This window comes from Streptomyces sp. NPDC037013 (assembly GCF_055607265.1).
On record NZ_JBVJRV010000006.1, the window covers coordinates 34,767 to 60,387 of the forward strand.

Sequence of the window (25,621 nt, forward strand, 5' to 3'; positions counted from 1 at the left end):
CGCGCCCCGCACCGGTGCTTCCCCTTAAACAACCCCGCCGCTGCGCGGCGGATAAACAACCCCGCCGCTGCGCGGCGGATACTTCCCACCCACCCACCCGTTTACCCCGCACCGCAGGGTTGGAGTAGGGGCGGGTGGGGGGCGTTGCCCCGCGCCGTGCGGTGGGGGTAGGGGCGGGTGGGGGGGGCGTTTCCCCACACCGCAGGGCAGGAGTAGGGGCGGGTGGGGGTGCGTTTGCCTGCGCCGCTGGGGTGGGGTGTTGTGGGGCGGAGGGCGGCCGGGGTGGGGCCCCAGGCTCCACCGGGGCGCACTCGCGTACGAGACGGGAGGGGACGTGGGGGTATGTGCGCACGGAGCACCGAGCCAGCTCTAGCGTCTTTGTTCGTGCAGCGCGGCGCAGGGATAGCGAGTACGCACATACCCCCGCGGCCCCGCACCCGCCAACAGTCCTAGGCGCAGACACCAGCCCGAGCGAAGCCGCACACACCCCGCCCCGCCCCGCCCCCGCCGACCAACCCGAGGCGACACCAGCCACCATGCAGCCGCGCACGCCCCCGCACCCCGAGACCAGCCCCAAGCGCAGGGCCCCGGCCCACCTCAGTCGTCTGTGTTGCTCAGCTCGCGTGTGCCGGGGTCGAAGTTCGGCCGCCCGGGTGCCTGTGGCGCCATACCCAGAACACCGTGCTCGACAGCAGCGCCCACCCCGCCAACACCAGAAACGGAAACGCGTGCTGGTGGCCGCCGAAGTACACCGCCGTGTGCTGCGCGTTGACCGACGCCCCCGGCGGCAGCCACTGCCCGATGTGGCCGAGTACGGACGGCAGCAGCGGCCACGACACCGCTCCCCCGGACGACGGGTTGCCGAGGAGCACCATCAGCCCCCACGTCGGGATCATCGCCCACCGCCCGAACAGCGTGTTGAACATCGTGAAGACCATCCCCGACGTGAACATCGTGAGCGCCAGGATCAGCCAGGATTCCACGAAGGGCAGGTCCACCGCCCCCAGCCACCAGTCCACGACGGCCGCGATGACGAACGCGCCGAGCAGCGCGTACAGGATGGTGAACCCGATCCGTTCCGCCGGGTTAAGACCCCGCGCGTGCACGCTCAGCTGAATCGCCCCGACGAAGCCGATGATCACGGCGGCCAGCGAGATGTAGAAGATCGCGAGCCCGCGCGGGTCGCCCTCCTGCAGCGGATTGATGTCCTTCACCGCCACCGGGACCCCGACCTTCTCGCCGACCTTCGGCGCGGTCTCGGCGAGCACCTGCGCCACGGAGGCGCCGGACGCCCCGGAGAGGTCGAGCGTCACCTTCCCGCCCCCGGAACGCCCGGACGGCCCCGCGTCGAGGATCGCGAAGACCTTCTGTTCCTCCATGTCCTGGCGCGCCGCCTCCCGGCTCTCGTACCGCCGCACCTCCAGCGACGCGTTCAGCGCCTTCTCCATGCCTTCGAGGAACGCCTTGCCGCGCGCCGAGTCCGGCGCGTCGACCACCGCGGTGGGGATGTGGTGGGGGGTCGGGTTCGCCATGGAGTACGTGTACGAACCCGCGAAGAGCCCGGCCGCGGCCGCCAGGATGAACACCAGCACGATCGCGGGCAGGAACGGCGACTCCTTGAACGCGTCCCACCGCTCACTCCGGCTGGGCACACGCCCATGCGCACCATGCGCACCGTGCGACTCCGGCTCCCGCTCCGGTCCCAGCTCCCGCTCTCGCTCCGTCTCCTCATCAGGCATACGAATACGCTAAACCACGTAAAAGCATCCGACCCATCCAGTACCTGCGCTTATAGCTCTTACTTCCCCACATCACTCAGCAGTCGACGAAACGGACTTCTCCCGCTTCCGCCACCCGCGTACCGCCAGCCCCGCCCCCACCAGCACCACGACGCCGATCAGCAGGACCGAATCCGGTACCGCGCGGCCCACGCCGCCCGCCCACTGCTCCACCGCGAACGAGTCGTCCACGTCGAGCAGCCCGGGCAGCGCCGTCGTCCCGTCGTAGGCCAGGAACAGCGCGCCGAGCGCGACGAAGAACAGCCCCGACAGCAGCGACGTCGTGTGCAGCTCGAACCGCCCGAGCCGGAACGTCCGGCCCCGCAGCCACTTGCGCCGCCCCAGGTCGAACCGTTCCCAGAGCAGCGCGAGCAGGAAGAGCGGTACGGCCATCCCGAGGGCGTAGACGGCGAGCAGCAGCCCCCCGTAGACCGGGCTGCCGCTCACCGCCGCCACGGTCAGGACGCTGCCGAGGATCGGGCCCGCGCAGAAGCCGGCGAGCCCGTACACCGCTCCCAGCGCGTACACGGAGAACGCGGTGGTCGGCCGGATGCGCCCCGAGAGCTCCGCCATCTTCCGCGAGGCGAAGCCCATGCCGAGGATCTGGAGCACCCCGAGCCCGATGATCAGCCAGCCGGCGACGAGCACCAGCTGGTCGCGGTGGCCGAAGAAGAACCGTCCGGCGTAGGAACCGGCCGCGCCGAGCGGCACCAGGGTGGTGGCGAGGCCGGCGTAGAAGATGCCGGTCCGTGCGACGAGGCGCGAGGCGGAGTCGATCGAGTAGGCGAAGAAGGCCGGCAGCAGCAGGGCGCTGCACGGGCTGACGAGGGCGAGGAGTCCGCCCAGGAAGGCGGCGAAGTACCCGACGTCGGCGGTCACTTCCCCTCACCCCCACCCGCGCCCGCGGCACCCTCCGCACTCTTCGCACCCTTCGCGCTCTTCGCCGCCGCGTCGATCGCCTGGTGGAAGACCTCGTCCGGCTGCGCGCCGGAGACGGGCCTGCCGTTGATCAGGAAGGACGGCGTCGACGCGGCGCCCAGCCCGTACGCCTCCTCCTGGTCCTTGCGCACCGCGTCCCCCGCCGCGTCGCTCCCCGCGTCGTCCACGAACCGGTCGACGTCCTTGACGCCGGCCTCCCGCGCGAGCTCCTTCAGACGGCCGTCGCCGAAGCCCTTCTCCTTGGACCCCTCGGCGTACGCGGCCTCGTGGAACTGCCAGAAGCGGCCCTGCCGCCCCGCCGCCCACGCGGCGCGCGCGGCCCGCTCGGAGTCCTTGCCGAAGATGGGGAAGTTGCGCCATTCGATGCGCAGGGTGCCGTCGTCCACGTACTTCTTCACCAGGCCCGGCTCGGTGTCGCGGGCGAACTTCCCGCAGAAGCCGCACTTGAAGTCGGCGTACTCGACCATCACGACGGGCGCGTCCGCGCGCCCCCGCGCCAGCGGGTCCTTGGCGTCGCGCCGCGCGAGCTTCTCCAGCTCGGGGTAGACGCCGGCCTGCGCTCCGGCGTCGGGGGAGGCGCCCTCGGCCTCCTCCCGCACGGTGCTGTGCGCGGGGTCCGCCGGCTTGGTCGCCGTGTACGAGGCGACGCCGAGCAGCAGCGCGGCGACGGCGACGCCCGCGCCGATGGCGATGTTGCGGCTCTTCTTGCTCTGGTTCTTGCTGTTGTTCTTGCCGTTCTCGGGCATCAGAGCGATCTCTCTTGTCCTGTTGTCGTACGTCGTTGAAGGGGCCCCTGAGACAGGGGCCTCCTACACGCGCAGGACAGAGAGGCCGACCGGCGACGGCGGCACGAGCTCCGGCGGGCCGCGCCCGGGGGCCAGGTCGAGGACCGCCTGGTCGGCGCCCCAGGAGCCGGCCCCGCCGTGTGCCTCGTACAGCGCGGGCAGCAGTTCGTGGGCGGAGCTGGAGCGCGGCGGCGACGCGGGGTGCTCCCCGCTGTCCTGCCGTGTGCCCTTCCCGCAGCCGGGCCCGTCGTGGCCCACCGCCGAGTGCGCGACCGGAACCTGAACAGCGGACGCGGCGGACGCGGCAGGCGCGGCGGACACCGGAGCGCAGAACACCCCGAGCACGACGAGCAGCACCGCCACCAGGGGGCACCACGGCGTACGCACACGGGACAACATCCCCGGAATCGTACGTGCCGGCCCATCCCACCGGGAAAAGGCGCCCCGCCCGGAGAAGGCCCCCGCCCGGGAAAAGCGGACGCCAGGGAAATCGGTTCGCCACTGCCGAGTCGCGGGTGAGATCCTGGAACCCGTATGTCTACGCAGCCCGCCCTCACCCTCGACGCCCTCGCCCCCCGCCTGACCGAGCTCTCGCTGCGCGACGAGCACCGGATCGGCCGGCGGCTGGAGGGTGCGCGCCGGATCCGTAAGCCCGAGGCCCGCGCCGCCGTCCTCGCCGAGATCGCGGCGGACGTCGAGAAGGCCGCCGCGCGGATGGCCGAGCGCGGCTCCCGCGTGCCCGCCATCAGCTATCCCGAGCAGCTGCCGGTCAGCCAGAAGAAGGACGAGATCGCCGAGGCGATCCGCGACCACCAGGTCGTGATCGTCGCGGGTGAGACCGGTTCGGGCAAGACCACGCAGATCCCCAAGATCTGCATGGAGCTGGGCCGGGGCGTGCGCGGCATGATCGGGCACACCCAGCCCCGCCGGATCGCGGCCCGCACGGTCGCCGAGCGCGTCGCCGAGGAGCTGGACACCCCGCTCGGCGAGGCCGTCGGGTGGAAGGTCCGCTTCACCGACCAGGTCGGCGCCGACACGTACGTGAAGCTGATGACGGACGGCATCCTCCTTGCGGAGATCCAGACCGACCGCGAGCTGCGCGCGTACGACACGATCATCATCGACGAGGCCCACGAGCGGTCCCTCAACATCGACTTCCTGCTCGGCTATCTCGCCCAGCTGCTGCCGAAGCGGCCGGATCTGAAGGTCGTGATCACCTCCGCGACCATCGACCCGGAGCGGTTCTCGCGGCACTTCGGGGACGCGCCGATCGTCGAGGTCAGCGGGCGGACGTATCCGGTGGAGGTGCGTTACCGGCCGCTCCTCGAAGAGGACGGCGACGACTCCGACCGCGACCAGATCACCGCGATCACCGACGCCGTCGAGGAGCTCCAGGCCGAGGGCAAGGGCGACATCCTCGTCTTCCTCTCCGGGGAGCGCGAGATCCGCGACACGGCGGACGCGCTGAACAAGAAGAACTACCGGTTCACCGAGGTCCTCCCGCTCTACGCCCGCCTCTCGCACGCCGAGCAGCACCGCGTCTTCCAGCCGCACACCGGCCGCAGAATCGTCCTGGCGACCAACGTCGCCGAGACGTCCCTGACCGTCCCCGGCATCAAGTACGTGATCGACCCGGGCACGGCCCGCATCTCCCGCTACAGCCACCGCACGAAGGTGCAGCGGCTGCCCATCGAGGCGATCAGCCAGGCCAGCGCCAACCAGCGCAAGGGCCGCTGCGGCCGTACGTCGGACGGCATCTGCATCCGCCTGTACAGCGAGGACGACTTCCTCTCGCGCCCCGAGTTCACGGACGCGGAGATCCTCCGCACGAACCTCGCGTCGGTCATCCTGCAGATGACGGCGGCCGGCCTCGGCGACATCGAGAAGTTCCCCTTCATCGACCCGCCGGACCACCGCAACATCCGCGACGGCGTCCAGCTCCTCCAGGAGCTCGGCGCGCTCGACCCGGGTCAGAAGGACCCGAAGAAACGGCTCACCGAGCAGGGCCGCAGGCTCAGCCAGCTGCCCGTCGACCCGCGGCTGGCCCGGATGGTCCTCGAGGCCGACAAGAACGGCTGCGTGCGCGAGGTCATGGTGATCGCCGCGGCGCTCTCCATCCAGGACCCGCGCGAGCGCCCGGCGGAGAAGCAGGCGCAGGCCGACCAGTTGCACGCCCGCTTCAAGGACGAGACGAGCGACTTCCTCGCGTACCTGAACCTCTGGCGGTACGTGCGCGAGCAGCAGAAGGAGCGCGGCTCGTCCTCCTTCCGCCGCATGTGCAAGGCGGAGTACCTCAACTTCCTGCGGATCCGCGAGTGGCAGGACATCTATACGCAGCTGCGCACGGTCGCCAAGCAGATGGGCATCCATCTGAACGAGGACGACGCCCCCGAGCAGCACATCCACGTCTCCCTCCTGGCCGGCCTGCTCTCCCACATCGGGATGAAGGACGTGAAGGAGTCGAAGGAGAGCAAGGAGAGGGACCCCAAGCAGCGCGGCGGCGGGCGCAACGAGTACCTCGGCGCGCGGGGCGCGAAGTTCGCGGTCTTCCCCGGCTCGGCGCTCTTCAAGAAGCCCCCGCGCTTCATCATGTCCGCCGAGCTCGTCGAGACCTCCCGCCTCTGGGCCCGGGTCAACGCGCGCATCGAGCCGGAGTGGGTCGAGCCGCTCGCCCAGCACCTCCTGAAGCGCACGTACAGCGAGCCGCACTGGGAGAAGGACCAGGCGGCGGTGATGGCGATCGAGAAGGTGACGCTGTACGGCGTCCCGATCGTCACCGACCGCAAGGTGAACTACGGCCGCATCGACCCCGAGGTCTCCCGCGACCTGTTCATCCGCAACGCGCTGGTGGAGGGCGACTGGCGCACGCACCACAAGTTCTTCGCCGCCAACCGCAAGCTCCTCACCGAGGTCGAGGAGCTGGAGCACCGGGCGCGCCGCCGCGACATCCTCGTCGACGACGAGACCCTCTTCGACTTCTACGACCAGCGGGTGCCGGCGGACGTCGTGTCGGGCGCGCACTTCGACTCCTGGTGGAAGAAGAAGCAGCGCGAAGAGCCCGAACTGCTCGACTTCGAGCGGTCGATGCTGATCAACGAGAAGGCGCAGGGCGTCTCCAAGGCCGACTATCCCGACTCGTGGCGCCAGGGGCAGCTCACGTTCCGGGTGACGTACCAGTTCGAGCCGGGCGCGGACGCGGACGGCGTCACCGTGCACATACCGCTCCAGGTCCTCAACCAGGTCACCGACGAGGGCTTCGACTGGCAGATCCCGGGCCTGCGCGAGCAGGTCGTGGTCGAGCTGATCCGCTCCCTGCCCAAGCCGGTCCGCCGCAACTACGTCCCCGCGCCCAACTTCGCGAAGGCGTTCCTGGAGCGCGCGGTGCCGATGCAGGAGCCGCTGCACGTGACGCTGGCGCGCGAGCTCCAGCGGATGGTCGGTGTGCCGGTCTCCCCGGACGACTTCGACCTCACGCGCGTACCGGACCACTTGAAGATCACGTTCCGGATCACCGACGAGCGGCGCAGGAAGCTCGCCGAGGACAAGGACCTCGACTCGCTGAAGCTCCGGCTCAAGCCGAAGGCCCGCAAGGCGCTCTCGCAGGCGGCCGCGGCGACGGCGGAGCGGTCGGGCGGCGCGGCGGTCGAGCGCTCCGGGCTCACGGACTGGACGATCGGCACGCTCTCGCACGTCTTCGAGACCCGCCGGGCAGGCCAGCCCGTGAAGGCGTACCCCGCGCTCGTGGACGACGGCGACACCGTCTCCGTACGCCTCTTCGACACCGAGGCGGAGCAGCGGCAGGCGATGTGGCGCGGCACCCGGCGCCTCATCCTGCGCAACATCCCGGTGAATCCGGCCAAGTTCGCCTCCGACAAACTCACCAACCAGCAGAAGCTCGCCCTTTCGGCGAACCCGCACGGCTCCATGCAGGCCCTCTTCGACGACTGCGCGATGGCCGCCGCGGACCAGCTGATGGCGGACTTCGGCGGGCCCGCCTGGGACGAGGAGTCGTACCGCAAGCTCTTCGACAAGGTGCGCGCGGAGATCGTCGACACGACGGTGCGGGCGGTCGGCCAGGTCCAGCAGGTCCTCGCCGCCTGGCAGGCCTGCGAGCGCCGCCTGAAGTCGGCGAAGAGCCCCGCGCTGCTCCCCAACCTCGCGGACGTGCGGGAGCAGCTGAACTCCCTCATCAAGCCGGGCTTCGTGACGGAGACGGGGCTGCGCCGCCTCGCGGACCTGATGCGGTACATGGTGGCGGCGGACCGGCGGCTGCAGCAGATGCCGACCAACGTCCAGCGGGACACCGCCCGCATGGAGAAGGTCCGCGAGATGCGCGACGAGTACCTGTGGCTGCTCGAACAGATGCCGCGGGGCAGGCCGGTGCCGCAGGAGGTCCTGGACATCCGCTGGATGATCGAGGAGCTCCGCGTCAGCTACTTCGCGCACGCGCTCGGCACGGCGTATCCGGTCTCGGACAAGCGGATCGTGAAGGCGATCGACGCGGCCGCGCCGTGATCCCGGTGTGACGAGCCGGGCGCACAGCGTGAGTTCGACCGCCGGGCCTGCACTGCTGTAGAGTCCTGTCTCGCAGCGCAACGCAGTAATCGGCGCCGCGAAGCAAGGTCCTGTGGAGCAGTTTGGAGTGCTCGCCACCCTGTCAAGGTGGAGGCCGCGGGTTCAAATCCCGTCAGGACCGCAGTGCGTACGGGCCGCATCCCCTCGGGGATGCGGCCCGTTGTCGTGCCCGCAACCTTGACTGCGTCACATTCCCCCGGTACCCCGGAGAACAGGGAGCCGGCGGGAGGCTCCCCAGGAGGTGACGCATGTCCGCTTCTTCGGCTTCCCCGGCCTCTTCGACGCCTTCATCGCCCTCGTCGCCCTCGGCTCCCCCGGCGTCCTCGGCGTCCGTCCGGCACGAGACGCGCGCCCTGCTGCGCGCGCACCTCGCGGCGGCCACCAGCTACCGCCATCTGACCCGGCACTGCCCGATCTGCCATCAGCTGCTGCGGCTCGCCCTGGAGCCCTCTCAGCCCGCCCACGGCGAACGGGAGGCTCCCGAGGGCGCCTTCGTCGTGGAGAGCGCCGCACGCGGCGCGTCGGGGAGCGACCCGGGCGCGGCGCCCGGCGAGGACGAAAGTCCCCCCGACGCATGACCAATGCCGAGGCGCGCCCCGCCCCGGCGGTGGGAGGCTGGAAGCGGAAGGCCTTCGGATGTCGCCACGACCCCTCTAGCGCAGGGGTGTTGTGCGCAACAAGATGAACGGCGTGTGACGGGTGTCACCGAACAAGTTTTGGGAACCCCGGAACTTACGCCCTCCCTACAATGGGCCAATTTAATATGTGCAATTGCACCACCTCCGGTGCCACACCCCGGACGGCTCTCCAGGGACCACCGGACTCCGACAAGGGCACGCACGAACCCGCCCACCAGCGGCTCCTCGGCACACAAAAAAGATCGCGCTGGACCCGGCGGAGTCCAGCGCGATCGAACGACGCACCCATGTGTCGCAGGCGTGGGCCCCGTTGGGGCGGGACCCTTGTCGTGTGTAGCCATATGTCGGACGTACGGCCAGGTTGGGGGACCCGGCAGCAGTGGTGCTCTTCGCCCGAGTTGTGCGGGTTACTGCTGGTTAAGCGGTAGTTCAGGCCTCGCTGCGCTGCTGCGGAATGCCCGCGAGCAGTGCGCGGACCTCAGCCTCGCGGTAACGGCGGTGTCCGCCGAGCGTGCGGATCGACGTGAGCTTGCCGGCCTTCGCCCAGCGCGTGACCGTCTTGGGGTCGACGCGGAACATCGTGGCGACCTCGGCGGGGGTCAGCAGCGGCTCGGCATCAGGGGTGCGAGCGGTCATGAGCGGCCTCCTCGGGAGAACCGAACCTTCTCGGTTCATTCCTCTAAATTCTGCACCTTGACCCGCGTTGCCCGAAATGGCGGACGCGAGTCGAGTCGGTTATAGGACGAACGGCTTGTCCTCGGCACTACAACTACACCATCCGTCCAGCCACGTCGGCCAAACCGATGGAATTGCCCTCCCAGGTGTTCATCACCGACGGAAGCCGATGGACCATGCCATAGCGGACAGTCACGCCACAGTGACGATCAGTCACAGAGCGATCAGGAGTCAACAGACCCCCCATAGAGTGCAATGCTGAGCATTCCGCCCGTACTTGGGCGGAAGGAGCCCTCCCCGGACTCCTTGTCCTATTTTGGCATGAGGAGGGGTGATGGGCGCAAGAGCCCACTAAGTGCGGTCCGTCACGCTTGAGGCAAAGGCCCGGATCAGGACCTACGTCCCGGCGGGCCGCGTAACGCCTCCGCCGCCGCAAAGCCCGGCCCTTCAGTTGGCGAACTGGAGGTCCCGGACCGCCCGCCATCGCCCCACGAGCCTCGCATACGCCTCACCGGCCGCCACCCCGTCGCCGTTGCGCAGCGCCTCGATGCCCTCGGCCACGTCCGCCGCCGAGTGGTCCTCGTCGAGTTCGTCGGCGGACAGGGCGTGCACCAGCCCCCCGTAGTCCAGCTCGACCAGGGAGCGGGGGTGGAACTCCTCCAGCCAGCGGCCGACGTCCGTGAGCCCGTCGATGAGCGGCCCCTCGTCCAGAGTCTCCCGCAGCGTCTTCAGACCCCGCGCGACCCTCCGCCGCGCCTGCACCATCGGGGTGCGGTAGCGCAGCGCCGGCGGGGCGCCGTCCGCCCCCTCCTTCTCGCGGCTCCGCTCGTCGTCGGAGACGAGGACGAACCAGTGCAGCGGCACCTGCCACGTGGACGTACGGATCCAGGGGCGCGCGTCGGGGTTGCGGGCCAGCCACTGCTCGTAGTCCGCGGCCGTCTGGCGCCGCAGCACCGGGGGGAGCACCGCGTCGAGGACCGTCGGGGGCAGCTGCCCGGCCAGCTCCCCCATCGCCTGCCAGCCGCGCAGCCGGGTCCGCCACGGGCAGACGCACAGCACCCCGTCGACCTCCACCACGAAGGCGTCGCCGCTCTCGTGCACCGGCACGGGCACGGGTGGCGTGGGGACCAAGTCGGCCAGCGAGCGGCGGAGTTCGTCCTGGCAGGAGGGCAGGTCCGGGCGGCGGGCGTACCGCGCCCAGTGGCCGCGCTCCGGCTCCGGGAAGGCGGCAAGCGGCTCGTACACACGCAGGTAGGCCGCATACGGGACCGACACCGATGACACCTTGGGCACGGCTGCTCTCTCCCCCACGTACCAGCTGGAAAACACTGCCCAGCGTGCCACGGCCGAAGTCGGCCGGAACCCCTCCCGCGCCCGCTCGCGCCCCGCGCGTACTCCGGGAGGGGGTGATCCTCGGCACCGGGCGGCGGGACGCGGTGGACAGCCTCTAGTCTCATGCCCATCGGACCCCCGCCACCCGTACGGGAGCCCGCCCAACCGCCGCACTCGACCGGGAGTCACCACAGTGACCGAAGCAGACAACGGCGTCCTGCACACCCTGTTCCACTCGGACCAGGGAGGCCACGAGCAAGTAGTGCTCTGCCAGGACCGTGCCAGCGGCCTCAAGGCCGTCATCGCCATCCACAGCACCGCCCTGGGCCCGGCCCTCGGCGGCACCCGCTTCTACCCGTACGCCACCGAGGCGGAGGCCGTCGCCGACGTCCTGAACCTGTCGCGCGGGATGTCGTACAAGAACGCCATGGCCGGCCTCGACCACGGCGGCGGCAAGGCCGTGATCATCGGGGACCCCGAGCAGATCAAGAGCGAGGAGCTGCTGCTCGCCTTCGGCCGCTGCGTCGCCTCGCTCGGCGGCCGGTACGTGACGGCCTGCGACGTCGGCACGTACGTCTCCGACATGGACGTCGTGGCCCGCGAGTGCCGCTGGACCACCGGCCGCTCCCCCGAGAACGGCGGCGCGGGCGACTCCTCGGTGCTCACCGCCTTCGGCGTCTACCAGGGCATGCGTGCCAGCGCCGAACACTTGTGGGGCGACCCCTCGCTGCGCGGCCGCAGGGTCGGTGTCGCGGGCGTCGGCAAGGTCGGCCACCACCTCGTCGAACACCTCCTGGAGGACGGCGCCGAGGTCCTGATCACCGATGTCCGCGAGGAGTCGGTGAACCGCATCCTCCACAAGCACCCTTCGGTGACGGCGGTGGCGGACACCGAGGCGCTGATCCGGACCGAGGGCCTGGACATCTACGCGCCCTGCGCACTGGGCGGTGCCCTGAACGACGACTCCGTGCCGGTCCTCACCGCGAAGGTGGTGTGCGGTGCCGCCAACAACCAGCTCGCGCACCCCGGCGTGGAGAAGGACCTCGCCGACCGGTCGATCCTCTACGCGCCGGACTACGTGGTGAACGCGGGCGGGGTGATCCAGGTCGCCGACGAGCTGCACGGCTTCGACTTCGACCGGTGCAAGAAGAAGGCGTCGAAGATCTTCGACACCACTCTGGCCATATTCGCTCGCGCAAAGGAGGACGGCATTCCGCCGGCAGCCGCGGCCGACAGGATCGCCGAGCAGCGGATCTCGGAGGCGCGCGGCTGATGCCATGAGAGGGCCCCGCCGACGCGATCGAGAGACAAGACTCACCCCCGTCGGCGGGTCGCCCGGCAAGAAGAGGTTAAAATCGCAGTTGACCAGCGAGGACGGGGCTCCTCGCGGGTTCTGCGCCGAGGCGCGTCCTGCGGGCGACGTACCGTATGGCCGCAGGAGCAGGTACCGTGGAAGCCCTACGGACCGGTCTCTCCGAGGAGAGTCCGTTCCAGATCATGAACGCGTGTCAAGACTCTGGGGCCGTCGAGCCCCGTATCCGAGGGGGTCGAGCCATGGGGCGCGGCCGGGCAAAGGCCAAGCAGACGAAGGTCGCCCGCCAGCTGAAGTACAGCAGCGGCGGGACTGACCTGTCGCGTCTGGCCAATGAGCTGGGCGCTTCGACTTCGCAACAGCCGCCGAATGGCGAGCCGTTCGAAGACGACGACGAGGAAGACGACCCGTACGCCCAGTACGCGGATCTGTACAACGACGACGAGGACGAGGACGACGAGTCCGGTCCGTCGTCGCAGCGCCGCGGCGCTTGACCTCGTTGCAGACGCAGCATTCGTTGACTACGCGGCCTTCGCAGTTCTCGTAGCAACCGCACTTCACCCGGTCCGGGGTGGTCACCACCCCGGACCGGGTTTTGTGCTGCCCTGACGGCTGCCGCACGGGCTGCCCCCGGCCTACTCGGCGTAGTCGCCCACGAGCTCGGCGCCCGTGGCGTGGTCGGCGCGGTCGGTGATCTCGCCCGCGACCCAGGCGTCCACGCCGCGGTCCGCGAGGGTGGTGAGCGCCGCGTCCGCCGACTCCTCGGGGACGATCGCGATCATGCCGACGCCCATGTTCAGCGTCTTCTCCAGCTCGAGGCGCTCGACCTGTCCGGTCCTGCCGACCACGTCGAAGACGGCACCCGGCGTCCAGGTCCCGCGGTCGACGATCGCGTGCAGGCCGTCCGGGATGACCCGGGCGAGGTTGGCCGCGAGGCCGCCGCCGGTGATGTGGCTGAAGGCGTGGACGTCGGTGGTGCGGGTGAGCGCCAGGCAGTCCAGGGAGTAGATCTTGGTGGGCTCCAGGAGCTCCTCGCCGAGGGTGCGGCCGAACTCCTCGATCTGCCGGTCGAGCGCCCAGCCGGCGCGGTCGAAGACCACGTGCCGGACGAGCGAGTACCCGTTCGAGTGAAGACCCGAGGACGCCATGGCGATGACCGCGTCACCCTTACGGATGCGATCGGGGCCGAGCAGGCGGTCCGCCTCGACCGCGCCCGTGCCGGCGCCCGCCACGTCGAAGTCGTCCGGGCCGAGCAGCCCGGGGTGTTCGGCCGTCTCGCCGCCGACGAGGGAGCAGCCGGCGAGGACGCAGCCCTCGGCGATGCCCTTCACGATGGCGGCGACCCGCTCGGGGTGGACCTTGCCGACGCAGATGTAGTCGGTCATGAAGAGCGGCTCGGCGCCGCACACGACGATGTCGTCCATGACCATCGCGACGAGGTCGTGGCCGATCGTGTCGTAGACGCCCATCTGACGGGCGATGTCGACCTTCGTGCCGACGCCGTCGGTCGCGGAGGCGAGCAGGGGGCGCTCGAAACGCTTGAGCGCGGAGGCGTCGAAGAGCCCGGCGAAGCCGCCGAGGCCGCCGAGGCCCGCGACCTCGGGGCGCTGGGTCTTCTTGACCCACTCCTTCATCAGCTCGACGGCGCGGTCGCCCGCCTCGATGTCGACGCCCGCGCTTGCGTAGCTGGCACCAGTGGTCTCAGACATGACGGTGAGAACTTTCGTGTCGTACTGCGTGGGGTCTTACGGGCGACGGATCGCGTCGCTGGCGGCGGTGGCCGCAGGGCCCGCGGCCAGTTCCGTCTCCAGAAGCTGCTTGCCGAGCAGTTCGGGGTCGGGCAGGTCCATCGGGTACTCGCCGTCGAAGCAGGCGCGGCAGAGGTTCGGCTTGTCGATGGTCGTGGCCTCGATCATGCCGTCGATGGAGATGTACGAGAGGGAGTCGGCGCCGAGCGAGGTGCCGATCTCCTCGATCGTCATGCCGTTGGCGATGAGTTCGGCGCGGGTCGCGAAGTCGATGCCGAAGAAGCACGGCCACTTCACGGGCGGGGACGAGATCCGGATGTGGACCTCGGCGGCGCCGGCCTCGCGGAGCATCTTGACCAGGGCGCGCTGGGTGTTGCCGCGGACGATCGAGTCGTCGACGACCACCAGCTTCTTGCCCTTGATGACTTCCTTGAGGGGGTTCAGCTTGAGGCGGATGCCGAGCTGGCGGATGGTCTGCGAGGGCTGGATGAAGGTCCGGCCGACGTACGCGTTCTTGACCAGGCCGGCGCCGAAGGGGATGCCGGACGCCTCCGCGTAACCGATCGCGGCGGGGGTGCCGGATTCGGGCGTCGCTATGACGAGGTCGGCCTCGACCGGCGCTTCCGCGGCGAGTTTCCGGCCCATCTCGACGCGCGAGAGGTAGACGTTCCGGCCCGCGATGTCGGTGTCGGGGCGCGCCAGATAGACGTACTCGAAGACACAGCCCTTGGGCTTCGCTTCCGCGAATCGGGACGTTCGCAGTCCGTTTTCGTCGATCGCGACGAACTCGCCGGGCTCGATCTCGCGGACGTAGGAGGCGCCGCAGATGTCGAGCGCCGCGGACTCCGAGGCGACGACCCAGCCGCGCTCCAGGCGGCCGAGGACCAGCGGGCGGATGCCCTGAGGGTCGCGGGCCGCGTACAGCGTGTGTTCGTCCATGAAGACGAGGGAGAAGGCGCCCTGAACGTCCGGGAGGATCTTCATGGCGGCGTCTTCGATGGTCAGCGGCTTGCCGTCGTCGTCCACCTGGCCCGCGAGGAGAGCCGTCACCAGGTCGGTGTCGTTGGTCGCCGCGACCTGGGTCGCGCGGCCGTTCTCCTTGGGCAGGTCGGCGACGAGCTCGGCGAGCTGCGCCGTGTTGACGAGGTTGCCGTTGTGCCCGAGCGCGATGGAGCCGTGCGCGGTGGCACGGAACGTCGGCTGGGCGTTCTCCCAGACGGAGGCCCCGGTGGTCGAGTAGCGGGCGTGACCGACCGCGATGTGACCCTGGAGCGAGCCGAGAGAGGTTTCGTCGAAGACCTGGGAAACGAGGCCCATGTCCTTGAAGACGAGGATCTGGGAGCCGTTGCTGACCGCGATTCCCGCGGATTCCTGGCCCCGATGCTGGAGGGCGTAGAGCCCGAAGTACGTGAGCTTTGCGACCTCTTCGCCCGGAGCCCAGACACCGAAGACGCCGCAAGCGTCCTGGGGGCCCTTCTCGCCGGGAAGCAGATCGTGATTGAGTCGACCGTCACCACGTGGCACGTCTTCGAGTGTAGGCGAGATCGACCACTGGTCCGAATTGGGGATACGGGGCCTGCACGGAGGGTGAGCAGGGCGCTGTGGCGGCGCCGCGCCCGCGCGGTGACCGGGGCGTGTTTCCGGCTCACGACACGGCTGTGAACTGCGACGACGGCTTCGTGAACAGAGGCGGGGACGCGTTGACCCCGGTCCCGCGGCCCCGTGAGGCTCCTCGGCATGCAGCCTCATGGATCGTCACGCCCCGCACGGCCGGCCCCGAACTCCCGGTCCTCGCACGTGTCCCGGCGCTCGTTCGCGGGCGGTGTGGCCGGCGCGGCCGCCGCCGTCGGGGTGGGCGCGGGGAGCGCCGGCGCGCGCGCCGCCGAGCGGCCCTTCGCCGCCGCCCCCGGGCGCCGCTCCGGGCGGCCCAACATCCTCTTCGTCCTCGGCGACGACCTCGGCTGGGCCGACCTCTCGTCCTACGGGTCCCCGCACATCAGGACCCCGCACCTGGACCGCCTGGCCCGGCAAGGTGTCCGTTTCACCGACGCGTACGCGGGGTCCGCGACCTGCTCGCCGACCCGCTTCAGCCTGTACACCGGGCGATTCCCCGGGCGTACGAAGGGCGGGCTCGCCGAGCCGATAGCGGACAGGTCGGTGGGGCTCGACCCGAACCACCCGACGCTTGCCTCGCTGCTGCGGGACGCCGGGTACGCCACCGCGCTGATCGGCAAGTGGCACTGCGGGTATCTGCCGGACCACTCGCCCACGAAGTCGGGTTGGGAGGAGTTCTTCGGGAACTTCGGCGGGGCCCTGGAGTACTACTCGAAGCTCGGGCTCGGCGGGGAGTACGACCTCTACGAGGGCGACGCCACGTACAAGGATCTGCGCTACTACACGCGGATCCTGACCGAGCGGGCGAGCGAGTACGTCCTGCGGGACCATGACCGGCCGTGGCTGCTCAACCTCAACTTCACCACCCCGCACTGGCCGTGGATCGCCGACGGGGACGAGGCGGAGAGCGCCGCGATCGTGCGCAGGATCAAGGCGGGGGAGAAGGGTGCGCTGACGCACCGGGACGGCGGGTCCGTCGAGAAGTACACGGAGATGGTGCAGGACCTGGACCGCTCGGTCGGCGAGGTCCTCAAGGCGTTGAGGAAGTCCGGGCAGGAGCGGGACACGCTGGTCTTCTTCGCCTCCGACAACGGCGGTGAGCGCTTCTCGTACAACTGGCCGCTCTCCGGCAACAAGGGCTCGCTCAAGGAGGGCGGCATCCGGGTGCCGACCATCGTGCGGTGGCCCGCGCGGCTGGACGGCGGGCAGGTCAGCCACGAGCCGGTCTTCACGCCGGACTGGACGGCGACGCTCCTGGAGGTCGCCGGGGCGCGCCCGCATCCGGCGTACCCGCTGGACGGGACGAGTCTCGCCCCCTATCTCCTGCGGGGCGAGGACATCGCGGAGCGCGAGCTGTTCTGGCGGGTGCGCGGGGAGCGGGCGCTGCGGCGCGGCGACTGGAAGTACTACCGCGGCAAGGGCGGCCCGGACCAGCTGTTCGACCTCGCGGCCGACCGGCGCGAGCAGGCCGACCGGAGCGCGGGTGAACCGGCGCTCCTCGCCGAGCTGAAGGCGGCGTGGGAGCGGACGGACCGGGAGCTGCTGCCCTACGAGTGAGAGCCGCCGGCGTCCGCGGTGATCACGGTGCCGTCGGCGGCGGTGAGCCGCAGGGTGGAGCGCCGCACCTCGTACCGTGCCGTGCCGTCGAAGAGCTTGAGGAGCCTGCGTTCGGTGGCCATCGCCTCGCCCCCGCACATCTTCCGGGTGGTGGCGGGTGCGCCGAAGGTGATGCGGCCGTCCTTCGCCTCGGCCTTGGCGGTGACGTCGTTGCAGCCGAGGTTGCCGCGGACCTTGCCGTCGTCGCCGAAGGTGAGATGGACCCTGCCGGTGACGTCCTTCGGCAGGGACGCGGCGGTCCCGGCGTCGCCGACGGAGTTCACCGTCCACTTGGTGCCGGTGAGCGGGGCGTCGGGCGGTGCGGGCTGTGAGGTGAAGTCCACGCGGTCTCCCTTGGCGGTGGTGAGGGTCATGCGGTCGCCCGTGACCTTCGCGGTGAACTTCCCCTTGCCGAGGGCGCGTGCGAGGTTCTCCTCGAACTTCATGCGGTCGCCGCCCGGGCAGGCCCGCTTCGTCAGCAGGGGCTCGCCGAAGTCCAGGCGGTCGCCCTTGACCGAGACGTCGAACCCGGCGTGGTTGCAGCCGTAGCTGCCGCCGGCCCGGCCGTCCTCGCCGATTTTGAGGTAGGCGCCCTTGGGGGCGTCGTACGTCCGGCCGCCCACGGTGAGGCGGTCGACGTTCCACCGGACGCCGGTGACGTGGTGCCCGCTGCCCGCGGAACGGCCGCCGGAGTCGCCTGCGGAGCCGGCCCCCGACTCGGTGCCGCATGCGGTGAGCAGCAGCCCGGCGGAGGCCAGCGCGGTCAGGGTGAGAGTCAGACGCTGCGTGTGCATGACGATGTGACGGGACAAGTGGGGGGACCGGTTCCCTTCGCTCCCCCCACCGTCACCTCATGACCGGCAGCGGTCAACTCATGATCGGCAGCAGTCCCGAGAGGTCGGCCCGCTCCCCGCTGGCACTGACCTTCGCCGCGTCCAGGGCGCTCGCCCAGTCCGCCCGGCCGGTCGCGAGGCGGATCCAGGTGAGCGGGTCGGTCTCGACGACGTTGGGCGGGGTGCCGCGGGTGTGCCGGGGGCCCTCCACGCACTGCACGACCGCGTACGGCGGGATCCGCACTTCCGTCGAGGCGCCCGGCGCCTTCACCGCGAGGGCGTCGGCGAGCACCCGGGCGCAGGCGGCGAGTGCCTGGCGGTCGTGGGGTATGTCGAGGCCCGGCACCGCGTCGTTCAAGTCGTCGGTGTGGACAGTGAGTTCGATGATGCGGGTGACCAGGAACTCGCCGAGGGGCATGGCGCCGAGGCGGGACGGCACCAGGCGCTCGTCGTTCGCGGCCGCCGGGGACTTCAGGGCCTCCTCGACGTCGGCGAGGGTGCGGGTGAGCAGCTCGTCGAGGCCGGCGCCGACGCTCTTCGCGCCGGCGCGGGTGGCCTCGTCGACCATGGGGGCGGCACTGGCCGTCACGAACGGCCAGTCGGCCAGGGTCATTTCGGGCTTCTCCGGCTCCGGGAGGCCGAGGTAGTCGTGGACGGTGGAGAGGCCCATCGCGATGTGGACCGCCAGGTCGTGCACGGTCCAGACCCCGAGCCGGGTCGGGCCGGCGAGCTGGTCGGGGGTGAGGGCGCGGACCGCCTCGCGCACGTGGCCGAACTGGGCGACGACGGCGGCGCGGGTCTTGGCGGAATCGTAGGAACGCGTGCGCTTCTTGGCCGGTGGCATGGGGCTGAGCCTAAGTGTTTTCGGGGTACCCCTGAAGCCCCTTTTCCACCAAATCGAAGGCGCGTTCCGCGAGGGCCGCGCAGTCGTCCGCGATGTCGTCGGCCCGGTCGCCGGCGAGCAGCCTGCGGTGGTTCTCCAGGATCACCGCGTCCCGTGCCGCGACGAGCTGGTGGGCGGCGACGCCCGCGAGCAGCCGGTCACCCGTCTCCTCGGCGAGGACCTGCGCGAGGAGCTCGATGCCGCGCATCTGGAAGAACAGGGTGCGGCGCGCCAAGGCCGGTGTGTCGGTGATGAGTTGGCGCATCTGGACCAGCCGTACGTCGTCGGAGAGGCCGATCGAGGGGTCGCGTTCGGCCACCTTGGCGAGGAACTGGCGGCGCAGCGCGGCGACGGCGGACTCGCCGGGGGCACGCTCGCGCACCGCCCGGGCGGCGTCGCCGACGTGGTCCTCCATCGGGCCGAGGAGGACGTCCTCCTTGGTGCCGAAGTAGTTGAAGACCGTCATCTTCGAGACCTCGGCGGCGGCGGCGATCTCCGCGACGGAGACCTTGTCGAAGCCGCGCTCCAGGAAGAGGTCGAGCGCGCTGCGCCAGATCCGCATCGCGGTCTGCCGCTTCTTGCGCTCCCGCAGTCCCACCGGTTCCTCAGCCATACCCGCACTGTACCAGGATGAATTTTTGGTCCGGATAAATTTTCTTCTCGGACGAAACATTGACTGAGTATATTTTTATGGCATGGTGGCGGCATGCCCGTCACCACCGCACCCCACGCGACGACCGCCCCCGAGACCGAAGGCCGGCCCAGGCTCGCCCTCGCCCTCTGCCTCGCCACGATCGTCCTCGCCGTCCTCGACATGCAGATCGTCTCGGCCGCCACCGTGCCGATCGTCCGCGACCTCGACCCGGTCCACGGCGTCGACTCGATCCCCTGGCTGGTCAGCGCCTACGCCCTCGCGGGCGCCGCGATGCTGCCGCTCTACGGCAAGCTCTGCGACGTCGTCGGCGCCAAGCGCGTCTTCGTCACCGCCGTCGCCACCTTCCTGCTGGGCTCCGCGCTCTGCGGCGCCGCCCAGTCCATGGGCCAGCTGATCGCGGCCCGCGCCGTCCAGGGCATCGGGGGCGGCGGCCTGATGAGCGTCACGATGGTGGTGCTCGCCCAGCTCAAGGGCCCCGGCGAGGCCTCCTCCAGGAACGGCGGCTTCGGCGGCGTCGTCGCGGGCGGCGGCATGGCGCTCGGACCCTGGCTCGGCGGCCTGCTCGCCGACCACGCCAGCTGGCGCTGGATCTTCTACATCAACCTGCCGATCGGCATCGCGGTCCTGATCGCCTCCGCCTTCGTGCTGAAACTGCCGCACAAGCCCGCCGCGCGCCGCGCCATCGACTACCCCGGGGCCGCGCTGGCCGCCGCGTTCTCCGTGGCGCTGCTCCTGGTCACCGACTGGGGCGGCAAGGAGTACGGGTGGTCCTCACCCGTCGTCATCGCCCTGCTCGCGGCCGCCGCGCTCACCCTCGCGCTCTTCCTGTGGCGCCAGGCCACGGCGGCGGAACCGGTGCTGCCGCTCTCCCTGTTCAAGGTCCCGCAGCTGCGCCGCGGTTTCGCCATCCAGGGCCTCTCGGGCGCCGCGATGATGTGCGTCATCTATTACGTGCTGGTCTACCTGCAGGTCGCGCGGGGCGTCTCCAGCTCGTCGGCCGGGCTCTATCTGCTGCCCATGGCGGCCGGCATGACCGCCGTCGGGCTGCTCTCGGGCCGCCTCGCCGCCCGCGGCTGGTCCGCGCGGACCTTCACCATCGGCGGCACGGCGACCACCGCCGTCGCCTTCGGCCTCCTCGCGACCGTCGGACCGGACACCTCGCTCTGGCTGATCCGCGCCGAACTCCTGCTGGCGGGCATCGGATTCGGCCAGCTGATCGGGCAGCTCATCCAGCTCGTCCAGGACTCCGCCCCGCGCCACCAGCTGGGCGTCGCGACGACGGCCGTCCGCTTCTTCCAGACCCTCGGCAACGCGGTCGGCACCGCCGTGTTCGGCGCGGTGCTGCTCCGCCGGTACGCGGCGGACGGGCCCGGCGGCGACATCGCCGCGATCCCCGGCCTCACCGGGGACACGCACGCCGCCGCCGTACAGGCCTACGTCGACGCCACCGACCTGGTCTTCCTCTGCGGGGCGGGCGTCATGCTGCTCGGGACCCTGCTCGCCCTGCGGCTCCCCCGCCGCTCCCCGGCTCCCCGTCCGGCACCGTGAACACCTCGCCGTTGGCGGGCACCCCGACCCCGCGCCACCGGAACGGCACACCCCGCGCCGTCGTCTTGTCGGGCCCGTCCATCAGCTGGAAGTGCACGTGCGGCTGGGTGGAGTTGCCGGAGTTGCCGCACTCGCCGAGCACCTGACCCGCCGTGACCCGGTCGCCCGCCCCCACGGCGAGCGAGCCCCGCCGGACGTGCGCGTACAGGGCGTACGTCCCCTCGCCGAGGTCGAGGACGATGTGGTTGCCGACGATGCGGCGGGCCCCGCCGAGCGTCCTGCCGACGCCCTCGACCAGCCAGAAGTAGAGGACGCCGAGGAGGGAGCTGCGGCTGAGGTGGTCGCGCTGGCCGTCCTCGGCGTGCACGACGGTGGCGTCGGCGACCGCGTGCAGCGGCGCGCCGAACGCCGGGTAGGCCTCGTTGCGGTGGGCGACGGGCCAGAACCAGACGGGGGCAGGGCGGCCGGGCCCCTCCGCGGGCTCGGCCACGATGTCGATGGCGTAGCTCTGGCCGAGGCTGTGCGTGCCGTGGCTCGGCACCTTGTCGGCGGGGCTGTTGAGGGCGGCCCAGCGGCCGGTGACCGGGGCGCCGATCTCCACCGGCGCCGGGGGCTCGGCCTCGATGTGCCGGCGGGCGGAGCGGGAGTTGGCCAGGGTGAGGGCGATGGCGCCGAGCGCGGGCAGCCAGCTCACCCAGTAGCCGTAGGGCAGCTCCACGAAGAACCGGACGGCGATCTGGACGAAGAAGATCACCCACAGCCCGTGCTGGACCAGCGCGACGGCCTTGCGGCGGCGTTCGGACATGACTTCCCCCTGGTACGTGTACGTGGTGCCGAGAACGGTCAGGTCACGGGACGGGCGGCGGTGAGCACCACGAGCAGCGGCACCACCCGCCCGGCGGGCACCTCGTACCGCCCGCGTTCCGTGCTGTGCAGCCAGCCCGCGCCGGTCAGCTGGCGCAGGTGGTGGTAGATCTGGCCGGTCGTGCCGACGTCGTCGAGCGCGGCCAGTTCGGCGGCGGTGCGCAGTCCGCCGAGGATCTCCCGCAGCAGCCGCAGCCGTACGGGATTGCCGAGCGCGGCGAAGGACTCGGCCGCATCCGACCAGTCGCCCTCGAACACCGTCTCGGTGAGCAGGCCGTACTGCCAGTCGTACCGGTGGCCCGTCGGCACCCGCACCGTCCCGGTGAACAGGACGGCGCCGTCCGCGTCTCCGGAGACCGGGTGCCGCGCCTTCAGGGCATCGAGCGCCCAGAAGTCGCCCTCGCCCACCGGGGGCGCGACCGGACCCGCGCCTTCCAGCTCCGCCATGCGCCGTTCGAGCTCGGCGACCCGCTGCTCCAGATCCATGAGGAGGAGATTACGTAATTACGTAATGACGTGCAACCGTGATCCGTCATGTCCTCCGCGCCCGGTACTGCCCAACCAGCCCCGAAAACGACGGAGCCCCCGCCCGGACCAGGTCCGGGCGGGGGCAACCGAGAGGAACCGTCAGGCGAAGAGCCCCGGGATCGTCTCCTCGTGGGCCGCGCGCAGCTCGCTCAGCGGCAGCGTGAACTCGCCCTGCACCTCGACCGCGTCGCCGTCGACGACACCGATGCGGCGCACCGGCAGACCCCGCGCCCCGCACATGTCGGTGAAGCGCAGCTCCTCGCTCCGCGGCACCGAGACGACCGCGCGCCCCGCCGACTCGGAGAAGAGGAAGGTGAACGCGTCCAGGCCGTCCGGCACGACGAGCCGGGCACCGCGGCCGCCCCGCAGGCACGACTCGGTGACGGCCTGCACGAGGCCGCCGTCCGACAGGTCGTGCGCGGCGTCGATCATGCCGTCGCGCGAGGCCGAGATGAGGATCTCGGCGAGCAGCTTCTCGCGCGCCAGATCGACCTTGGGCGGCAGCCCGCCGAGGTGCCCGTGGATCACCTGCGACCAGGCCGAACCGCCGAACTCCTCGTGCGTCTCGCCGAGCAGGTAGAGGAGCTGGCCCTCTTCCTTGAACGCCATCGGCGTACGGCGCGCCACGTCGTCGATCACACCGAGGACGGCGACGACCGGCGTCGGGTGGATCGCCGCCTCGCCGGTCTGGTTGTAGAGCGAGACGTTGCCGCCGGTGACCGGGGTACCGAGCTCCAGGCAGCCGTCCGCGAGGCCGCGGATGGCCTCGGCGAACTGCCACATGACGTCCGGGTCCTCGGGCGAACCGAAGTTCAGGCAGTCCGAGATGGCGAGCGGCTTGGCACCGGACGCGGCGACGTTGCGGTACGACTCGGCGAGCGCCAGCTGGGCGCCCGTGTACGGGTCGAGCTTCGCGAACCGGCCGTTGCCGTCGGTGGCGATGGCGACGCCGAGGCCCGTCTCCTCGTTGATCCGGATCATCCCGGAGTCCTCGGGCTGGGCGAGCACGGTGTTGCCCTGCACGAAGCGGTCGTACTGGTCGGTGACCCAGGACTTGGCGGCCTGGTTCGGGGCGGCGACCAGCTTGAGGACCTGCTCGCGCAGCTCGGCCGAACTGGCCGGGCGCGCCAGCTTGTTCGCGTCGTCGGCCTGGAGGGCGTCCTGCCAGGACGGGCGGGCGTACGGGCGCTCGTAGACCGGGCCGTCGTGCGCGACCGTGCGCGGGTCGACGTCGACGATCTTCTCGCCGTGCCAGAAGATCTCCAGGCGGTCGCCGTCCGTCACCTCACCGACGACGGTGGCGATGACGTCCCACTTCTCGCAGATCTCCAGGAAGCGGTCGACCTTGCCGGGCTCGACCACGGCGCACATGCGCTCCTGCGACTCACTCATGAGGATCTCCTCAGGGGTGAGCGTGGAGTCGCGCAGCGGCACGTCGTCGAGGTCGACGCGCATGCCGCCGGAGCCGTTGGACGCCAACTCGCTGGTGGCGCAGGAGAGTCCGGCGGCTCCCAGGTCCTGGATGCCGACGACGAGCTTCTCGGCGAAGGCCTCCAGGGTGCACTCGATGAGGAGCTTCTCCTGGAAGGGGTCACCGACCTGCACGGCCGGGCGCTTGCTCGGCTTGCTGTCGTCGAAGGTCTCGGAGGCCAGGATCGAGGCGCCGCCGATGCCGTCGCCGCCGGTGCGGGCGCCGTACAGGATGACCTTGTTGCCGGGGCCCGAGGCCTTCGCGAGGTGGATGTCCTCGTGCCGCATGACGCCGATGGCACCGGCGTTGACCAGCGGGTTGCCCTGGTAGCAGGCGTCGAAGACGAGCTCGCCGCCGATGTTCGGCAGGCCCAGGCAGTTGCCGTAGCCGCCGATGCCCGCGACGACTCCGGGGAGCACGCGCTTGGTGTCGGGGTGGTGCGCGTCGCCCATCCGCAGCGGGTCCACGACCGCGACCGGGCGGGCACCCATCGCGATGATGTCGCGGACGATGCCGCCGACGCCGGTGGCCGCGCCCTGGTAGGGCTCGACATACGAAGGGTGGTTGTGCGACTCGACCTTGAAGGTGACCGCGTACCCCTGGCCGACGTCGACGACGCCGGCGTTCTCGCCGATGCCGACGAGCATGGCGTCGTTCTCGGGGACCTTCTCGCCGAACTGCCGCAGGTGGACCTTGCTGCTCTTGTACGAGCAGTGCTCGGACCACATGACGGAGTACATGGCGAGCTCGGCGCCGGTCGGGCGGCGGCCGAGGATCTCGCGGACGCGCTCGTACTCGTCCTCCTTCAGGCCCAGTTCGGCCCAGGGGAGCTTGACGTCGGGCGTCTCGGCCGCGTGCTTGACGGTGTCCAGAGTCATGCGTTGACCAGCTTCTTCAGGATCGAGGTGAAGAATCCGAGGCCGTCGGTGCGGCCGGTCCCGATCAGCGGCTCGACCGCGTGCTCGGGGTGCGGCATGAGGCCGACGACGTTGCCCGCCTCGTTGGTGATGCCGGCGATGTCACGGAGCGAGCCGTTCGGATTGCCGTCGAGGTAGCGGAAGGCGACGCGGTCCTCGGCCTCCAGCATGTCCAGGGTCCGCTCGTCGGCCGTGTACCGGCCGTCGATGTTCTTGAGCGGGATCAGGATCTCCTGGCCGGCCGTGTAGTCGGCGGTCCAGGCGGTCGATCCGTTCTCCACGCGCAGCTTCTGCTCGCGGCAGATGAAGTGCAGGTGGTTGTTGCGCAGCATGGCGCCGGGCAGCAGGTGCGTCTCGGTGAGCACCTGGAAGCCGTTGCAGATGCCGAGGACCGGCATTCCGGCCTTCGCCTGCTCGATGACGGACTCCATCACCGGGGAGAAACGCGAGATGGCGCCGGCCCGCAGATAGTCGCCGTAGGAGAACCCGCCGGGCAGCACCACGGCGTCCACCTGCTTGAGGTCCTTGTCCTTGTGCCACAGCGGCACGGCTTCGGCGCCTGCGACGCGGACGGCGCGCTGGGTGTCGCGGTCGTCGAGGGTTCCCGGGAAAGTGACGACTCCAATTCGAGCAGTCACTTCGCGGCCTCCTCGGCCTTCTGCGTCTTCTGGTCTTCTTCGACCTTTACGACGAAGTCCTCGATCACGGTGTTGGCGAGGAAGGTTTCCGCCAACTCGTGGATACGGGCGAGGGCGGCGTCGTCGACGGGCCCGTCCACCTCGAGTTCGAACCGCTTTCCCTGACGTACGTCGGAGATGCCCTGGAAACCGAGGCGCGGCAGTGCACGCTGCACCGCCTGGCCCTGGGGGTCGAGGATCTCCGGCTTGAGCATGACGTCGACTACGACGCGTGCCACTGGCACTCCCGGTG

The 25,621-nt window shown here is 70.6% G+C and carries 22 protein-coding genes and 1 tRNA gene; 7 read left to right on the forward strand and 16 right to left on the reverse strand.

What is annotated here, in order from left to right; all coding sequences use genetic code 11:
* Positions 1–614: 614 nt before the first annotated feature.
* The 4 genes from ACZ7DY_RS22345 to ACZ7DY_RS22360 all read right to left on the reverse strand — a co-directional run bounded on the left by ACZ7DY_RS22345 (position 615) and on the right by ACZ7DY_RS22360 (position 3,901).
* Positions 615–1,739 (reverse strand): ABC transporter permease, encoded by a 1,125-nt coding sequence (locus tag ACZ7DY_RS22345; protein WP_471137784.1) that lies wholly within the window; start codon positions 1,737–1,739, stop codon positions 615–617.
* A 72-nt stretch (positions 1,740–1,811) separates the two neighbouring features.
* Positions 1,812–2,657 (reverse strand): cytochrome c biogenesis CcdA family protein, encoded by an 846-nt coding sequence (locus ACZ7DY_RS22350; protein WP_471137785.1) that lies wholly within the window; start codon positions 2,655–2,657, stop codon positions 1,812–1,814.
* Entirely contained in the window at positions 2,654–3,463 is an 810-nt protein-coding gene (locus ACZ7DY_RS22355) for a DsbA family protein (protein WP_471137787.1), read from the reverse strand. The genes ACZ7DY_RS22350 and ACZ7DY_RS22355 overlap by 4 nt, the downstream gene beginning before the upstream one ends.
* Positions 3,464–3,526: 63 nt before the next feature.
* On the reverse strand, positions 3,527–3,901 hold the full coding sequence (locus ACZ7DY_RS22360) for a hypothetical protein (protein WP_471137789.1): 375 nt from the start codon (positions 3,899–3,901) through the stop codon (positions 3,527–3,529).
* 135 nt (positions 3,902–4,036) lie between these two features.
* Between ACZ7DY_RS22360 and hrpA the strand changes: the two genes are divergently transcribed.
* The 3 genes from hrpA to ACZ7DY_RS22375 all read left to right on the forward strand — a co-directional run bounded on the left by hrpA (position 4,037) and on the right by ACZ7DY_RS22375 (position 8,655).
* Positions 4,037–8,017 carry an ATP-dependent RNA helicase HrpA gene (hrpA, locus tag ACZ7DY_RS22365; protein WP_471137791.1) on the forward strand — a complete coding sequence of 1,327 codons (3,981 nt, stop codon included), beginning with the start codon at positions 4,037–4,039 and terminating at the stop codon, positions 8,015–8,017.
* A gap of 106 nt (positions 8,018–8,123) precedes the next feature.
* Positions 8,124–8,198: transfer RNA gene (locus tag ACZ7DY_RS22370), tRNA-Asp, on the forward strand.
* Between the two features lie 127 nt (positions 8,199–8,325).
* The gene (locus tag ACZ7DY_RS22375) at positions 8,326–8,655 is read left to right on the forward strand and encodes a DUF6274 family protein (protein ID WP_471137793.1); all 330 of its coding nucleotides are present in this window, start codon (positions 8,326–8,328) and stop codon (positions 8,653–8,655) included.
* 489 nt (positions 8,656–9,144) lie between these two features.
* Here ACZ7DY_RS22375 and bldC read toward each other — a convergent pair whose 3' ends face one another.
* Both bldC and ACZ7DY_RS22385 read right to left on the reverse strand, forming a co-directional pair.
* A complete protein-coding gene (gene bldC, locus ACZ7DY_RS22380; RefSeq protein WP_003949541.1) occupies positions 9,145–9,351 on the reverse strand; it encodes a developmental transcriptional regulator BldC in 207 nt (68 codons plus the stop codon).
* Between the two features lie 486 nt (positions 9,352–9,837).
* Positions 9,838–10,683, reverse strand: a complete 846-nt coding sequence (locus ACZ7DY_RS22385; RefSeq protein ID WP_471137794.1) for a DUF8083 family protein — start codon at positions 10,681–10,683, stop codon at positions 9,838–9,840.
* A 232-nt stretch (positions 10,684–10,915) separates the two neighbouring features.
* On the opposite strand from ACZ7DY_RS22385, the gene ACZ7DY_RS22390 reads away from it, so the two are divergent.
* Entirely contained in the window at positions 10,916–11,995 is a 1,080-nt protein-coding gene (locus tag ACZ7DY_RS22390; RefSeq protein WP_471137796.1) for a Leu/Phe/Val dehydrogenase, read from the forward strand.
* Positions 11,996–12,276: 281 nt separating this feature from the next.
* Complete coding sequence (locus ACZ7DY_RS22395) at positions 12,277–12,528, forward strand: DUF3073 domain-containing protein (protein ID WP_361172967.1); 252 nt, start codon at positions 12,277–12,279, stop codon at positions 12,526–12,528.
* 141 nt (positions 12,529–12,669) lie between these two features.
* Here ACZ7DY_RS22395 and purM read toward each other — a convergent pair whose 3' ends face one another.
* A complete protein-coding gene (gene purM, locus ACZ7DY_RS22400; RefSeq protein ID WP_471137798.1) occupies positions 12,670–13,743 on the reverse strand; it encodes a phosphoribosylformylglycinamidine cyclo-ligase in 1,074 nt (357 codons plus the stop codon).
* 36 nt (positions 13,744–13,779) lie between these two features.
* The gene (gene purF / locus ACZ7DY_RS22405; RefSeq protein ID WP_471137800.1) at positions 13,780–15,306 is read right to left on the reverse strand and encodes an amidophosphoribosyltransferase; all 1,527 of its coding nucleotides are present in this window, start codon (positions 15,304–15,306) and stop codon (positions 13,780–13,782) included.
* Between the two features lie 213 nt (positions 15,307–15,519).
* Between purF and ACZ7DY_RS22410 the strand changes: the two genes are divergently transcribed.
* Complete coding sequence (locus ACZ7DY_RS22410) at positions 15,520–16,953, forward strand: sulfatase family protein (RefSeq protein ID WP_471137802.1); 1,434 nt, start codon at positions 15,520–15,522, stop codon at positions 16,951–16,953.
* Here the strand turns inward: ACZ7DY_RS22410 and ACZ7DY_RS22415 are convergent.
* The 3 genes from ACZ7DY_RS22415 to ACZ7DY_RS22425 all read right to left on the reverse strand — a co-directional run bounded on the left by ACZ7DY_RS22415 (position 16,944) and on the right by ACZ7DY_RS22425 (position 19,321).
* A complete protein-coding gene (locus tag ACZ7DY_RS22415; protein WP_471137804.1) occupies positions 16,944–17,786 on the reverse strand; it encodes an META domain-containing protein in 843 nt (280 codons plus the stop codon). The two genes, ACZ7DY_RS22410 and ACZ7DY_RS22415, sit on opposite strands and share 10 nt — an antisense overlap.
* Positions 17,787–17,859: 73 nt before the next feature.
* Positions 17,860–18,669, reverse strand: coding sequence for a maleylpyruvate isomerase family mycothiol-dependent enzyme (locus ACZ7DY_RS22420; RefSeq protein WP_471137805.1), 810 nt, complete (start codon positions 18,667–18,669; stop codon positions 17,860–17,862).
* Positions 18,670–18,679: 10 nt separating this feature from the next.
* Positions 18,680–19,321: a TetR/AcrR family transcriptional regulator gene (locus tag ACZ7DY_RS22425; protein ID WP_471137807.1), complete on the reverse strand. Its 642-nt coding sequence runs from the start codon at positions 19,319–19,321 to the stop codon at positions 18,680–18,682.
* 93 nt (positions 19,322–19,414) lie between these two features.
* Between ACZ7DY_RS22425 and ACZ7DY_RS22430 the strand changes: the two genes are divergently transcribed.
* Positions 19,415–20,911 carry an MFS transporter gene (locus ACZ7DY_RS22430; RefSeq protein ID WP_471137808.1) on the forward strand — a complete coding sequence of 499 codons (1,497 nt, stop codon included), beginning with the start codon at positions 19,415–19,417 and terminating at the stop codon, positions 20,909–20,911.
* On the opposite strand, the gene ACZ7DY_RS22435 is transcribed toward ACZ7DY_RS22430, so the two are convergent.
* From ACZ7DY_RS22435 to purS, 5 genes are all read right to left on the reverse strand, one after another.
* Positions 20,841–21,716, reverse strand: a complete 876-nt coding sequence (locus ACZ7DY_RS22435) for a M23 family metallopeptidase (protein WP_471137809.1) — start codon at positions 21,714–21,716, stop codon at positions 20,841–20,843. The genes ACZ7DY_RS22430 and ACZ7DY_RS22435 overlap by 71 nt on opposite strands.
* Positions 21,717–21,754: 38 nt before the next feature.
* On the reverse strand, positions 21,755–22,261 hold the full coding sequence (locus tag ACZ7DY_RS22440) for an ArsR/SmtB family transcription factor (protein ID WP_471137811.1): 507 nt from the start codon (positions 22,259–22,261) through the stop codon (positions 21,755–21,757).
* 141 nt (positions 22,262–22,402) lie between these two features.
* Positions 22,403–24,652 carry a phosphoribosylformylglycinamidine synthase subunit PurL gene (purL, locus tag ACZ7DY_RS22445; protein ID WP_471137813.1) on the reverse strand — a complete coding sequence of 750 codons (2,250 nt, stop codon included), beginning with the start codon at positions 24,650–24,652 and terminating at the stop codon, positions 22,403–22,405.
* Entirely contained in the window at positions 24,649–25,329 is a 681-nt protein-coding gene (purQ, locus tag ACZ7DY_RS22450; RefSeq protein ID WP_471137815.1) for a phosphoribosylformylglycinamidine synthase subunit PurQ, read from the reverse strand. Before purQ ends, purL begins: the two co-directional genes overlap by 4 nt.
* On the reverse strand, positions 25,326–25,607 hold the full coding sequence (purS, locus tag ACZ7DY_RS22455) for a phosphoribosylformylglycinamidine synthase subunit PurS (RefSeq protein ID WP_356261532.1): 282 nt from the start codon (positions 25,605–25,607) through the stop codon (positions 25,326–25,328). Before purS ends, purQ begins: the two co-directional genes overlap by 4 nt.
* Between the last annotated feature and the right edge of the window lie 14 nt (positions 25,608–25,621).

Excerpts from the sequence above, each read along its gene's own strand:
- purM (WP_471137798.1), bottom strand. The coding sequence starts at position 13,743 with ATGTCTGAGACCACTGGTGCCAGCTACGCAAGCGCGGGCGTCGACATC.
- ACZ7DY_RS22375 (WP_471137793.1), top strand. The coding sequence starts at position 8,326 with ATGTCCGCTTCTTCGGCTTCCCCGGCCTCTTCGACGCCTTCATCGCCC.
- ACZ7DY_RS22420 (WP_471137805.1), bottom strand. The coding sequence starts at position 18,669 with ATGCCACCGGCCAAGAAGCGCACGCGTTCCTACGATTCCGCCAAGACC.
- hrpA (WP_471137791.1), top strand. The coding sequence starts at position 4,037 with ATGTCTACGCAGCCCGCCCTCACCCTCGACGCCCTCGCCCCCCGCCTG.
- ACZ7DY_RS22345 (WP_471137784.1), bottom strand. The coding sequence starts at position 1,739 with ATGCCTGATGAGGAGACGGAGCGAGAGCGGGAGCTGGGACCGGAGCGG.
- ACZ7DY_RS22395 (WP_361172967.1), top strand. The coding sequence starts at position 12,277 with ATGGGGCGCGGCCGGGCAAAGGCCAAGCAGACGAAGGTCGCCCGCCAG.
- ACZ7DY_RS22435 (WP_471137809.1), bottom strand. The coding sequence starts at position 21,716 with ATGTCCGAACGCCGCCGCAAGGCCGTCGCGCTGGTCCAGCACGGGCTG.
- ACZ7DY_RS22415 (WP_471137804.1), bottom strand. The coding sequence starts at position 17,786 with ATGCACACGCAGCGTCTGACTCTCACCCTGACCGCGCTGGCCTCCGCC.
- ACZ7DY_RS22430 (WP_471137808.1), top strand. The coding sequence starts at position 19,415 with ATGCCCGTCACCACCGCACCCCACGCGACGACCGCCCCCGAGACCGAA.
- ACZ7DY_RS22440 (WP_471137811.1), bottom strand. The coding sequence starts at position 22,261 with ATGGATCTGGAGCAGCGGGTCGCCGAGCTCGAACGGCGCATGGCGGAG.
- ACZ7DY_RS22355 (WP_471137787.1), bottom strand. The coding sequence starts at position 3,463 with ATGCCCGAGAACGGCAAGAACAACAGCAAGAACCAGAGCAAGAAGAGC.
- ACZ7DY_RS22425 (WP_471137807.1), bottom strand. The coding sequence starts at position 19,321 with ATGGCTGAGGAACCGGTGGGACTGCGGGAGCGCAAGAAGCGGCAGACC.
- purL (WP_471137813.1), bottom strand. The coding sequence starts at position 24,652 with ATGACTCTGGACACCGTCAAGCACGCGGCCGAGACGCCCGACGTCAAG.
- ACZ7DY_RS22410 (WP_471137802.1), top strand. The coding sequence starts at position 15,520 with ATGCAGCCTCATGGATCGTCACGCCCCGCACGGCCGGCCCCGAACTCC.
- bldC (WP_003949541.1), bottom strand. The coding sequence starts at position 9,351 with ATGACCGCTCGCACCCCTGATGCCGAGCCGCTGCTGACCCCCGCCGAG.
- ACZ7DY_RS22360 (WP_471137789.1), bottom strand. The coding sequence starts at position 3,901 with ATGTTGTCCCGTGTGCGTACGCCGTGGTGCCCCCTGGTGGCGGTGCTG.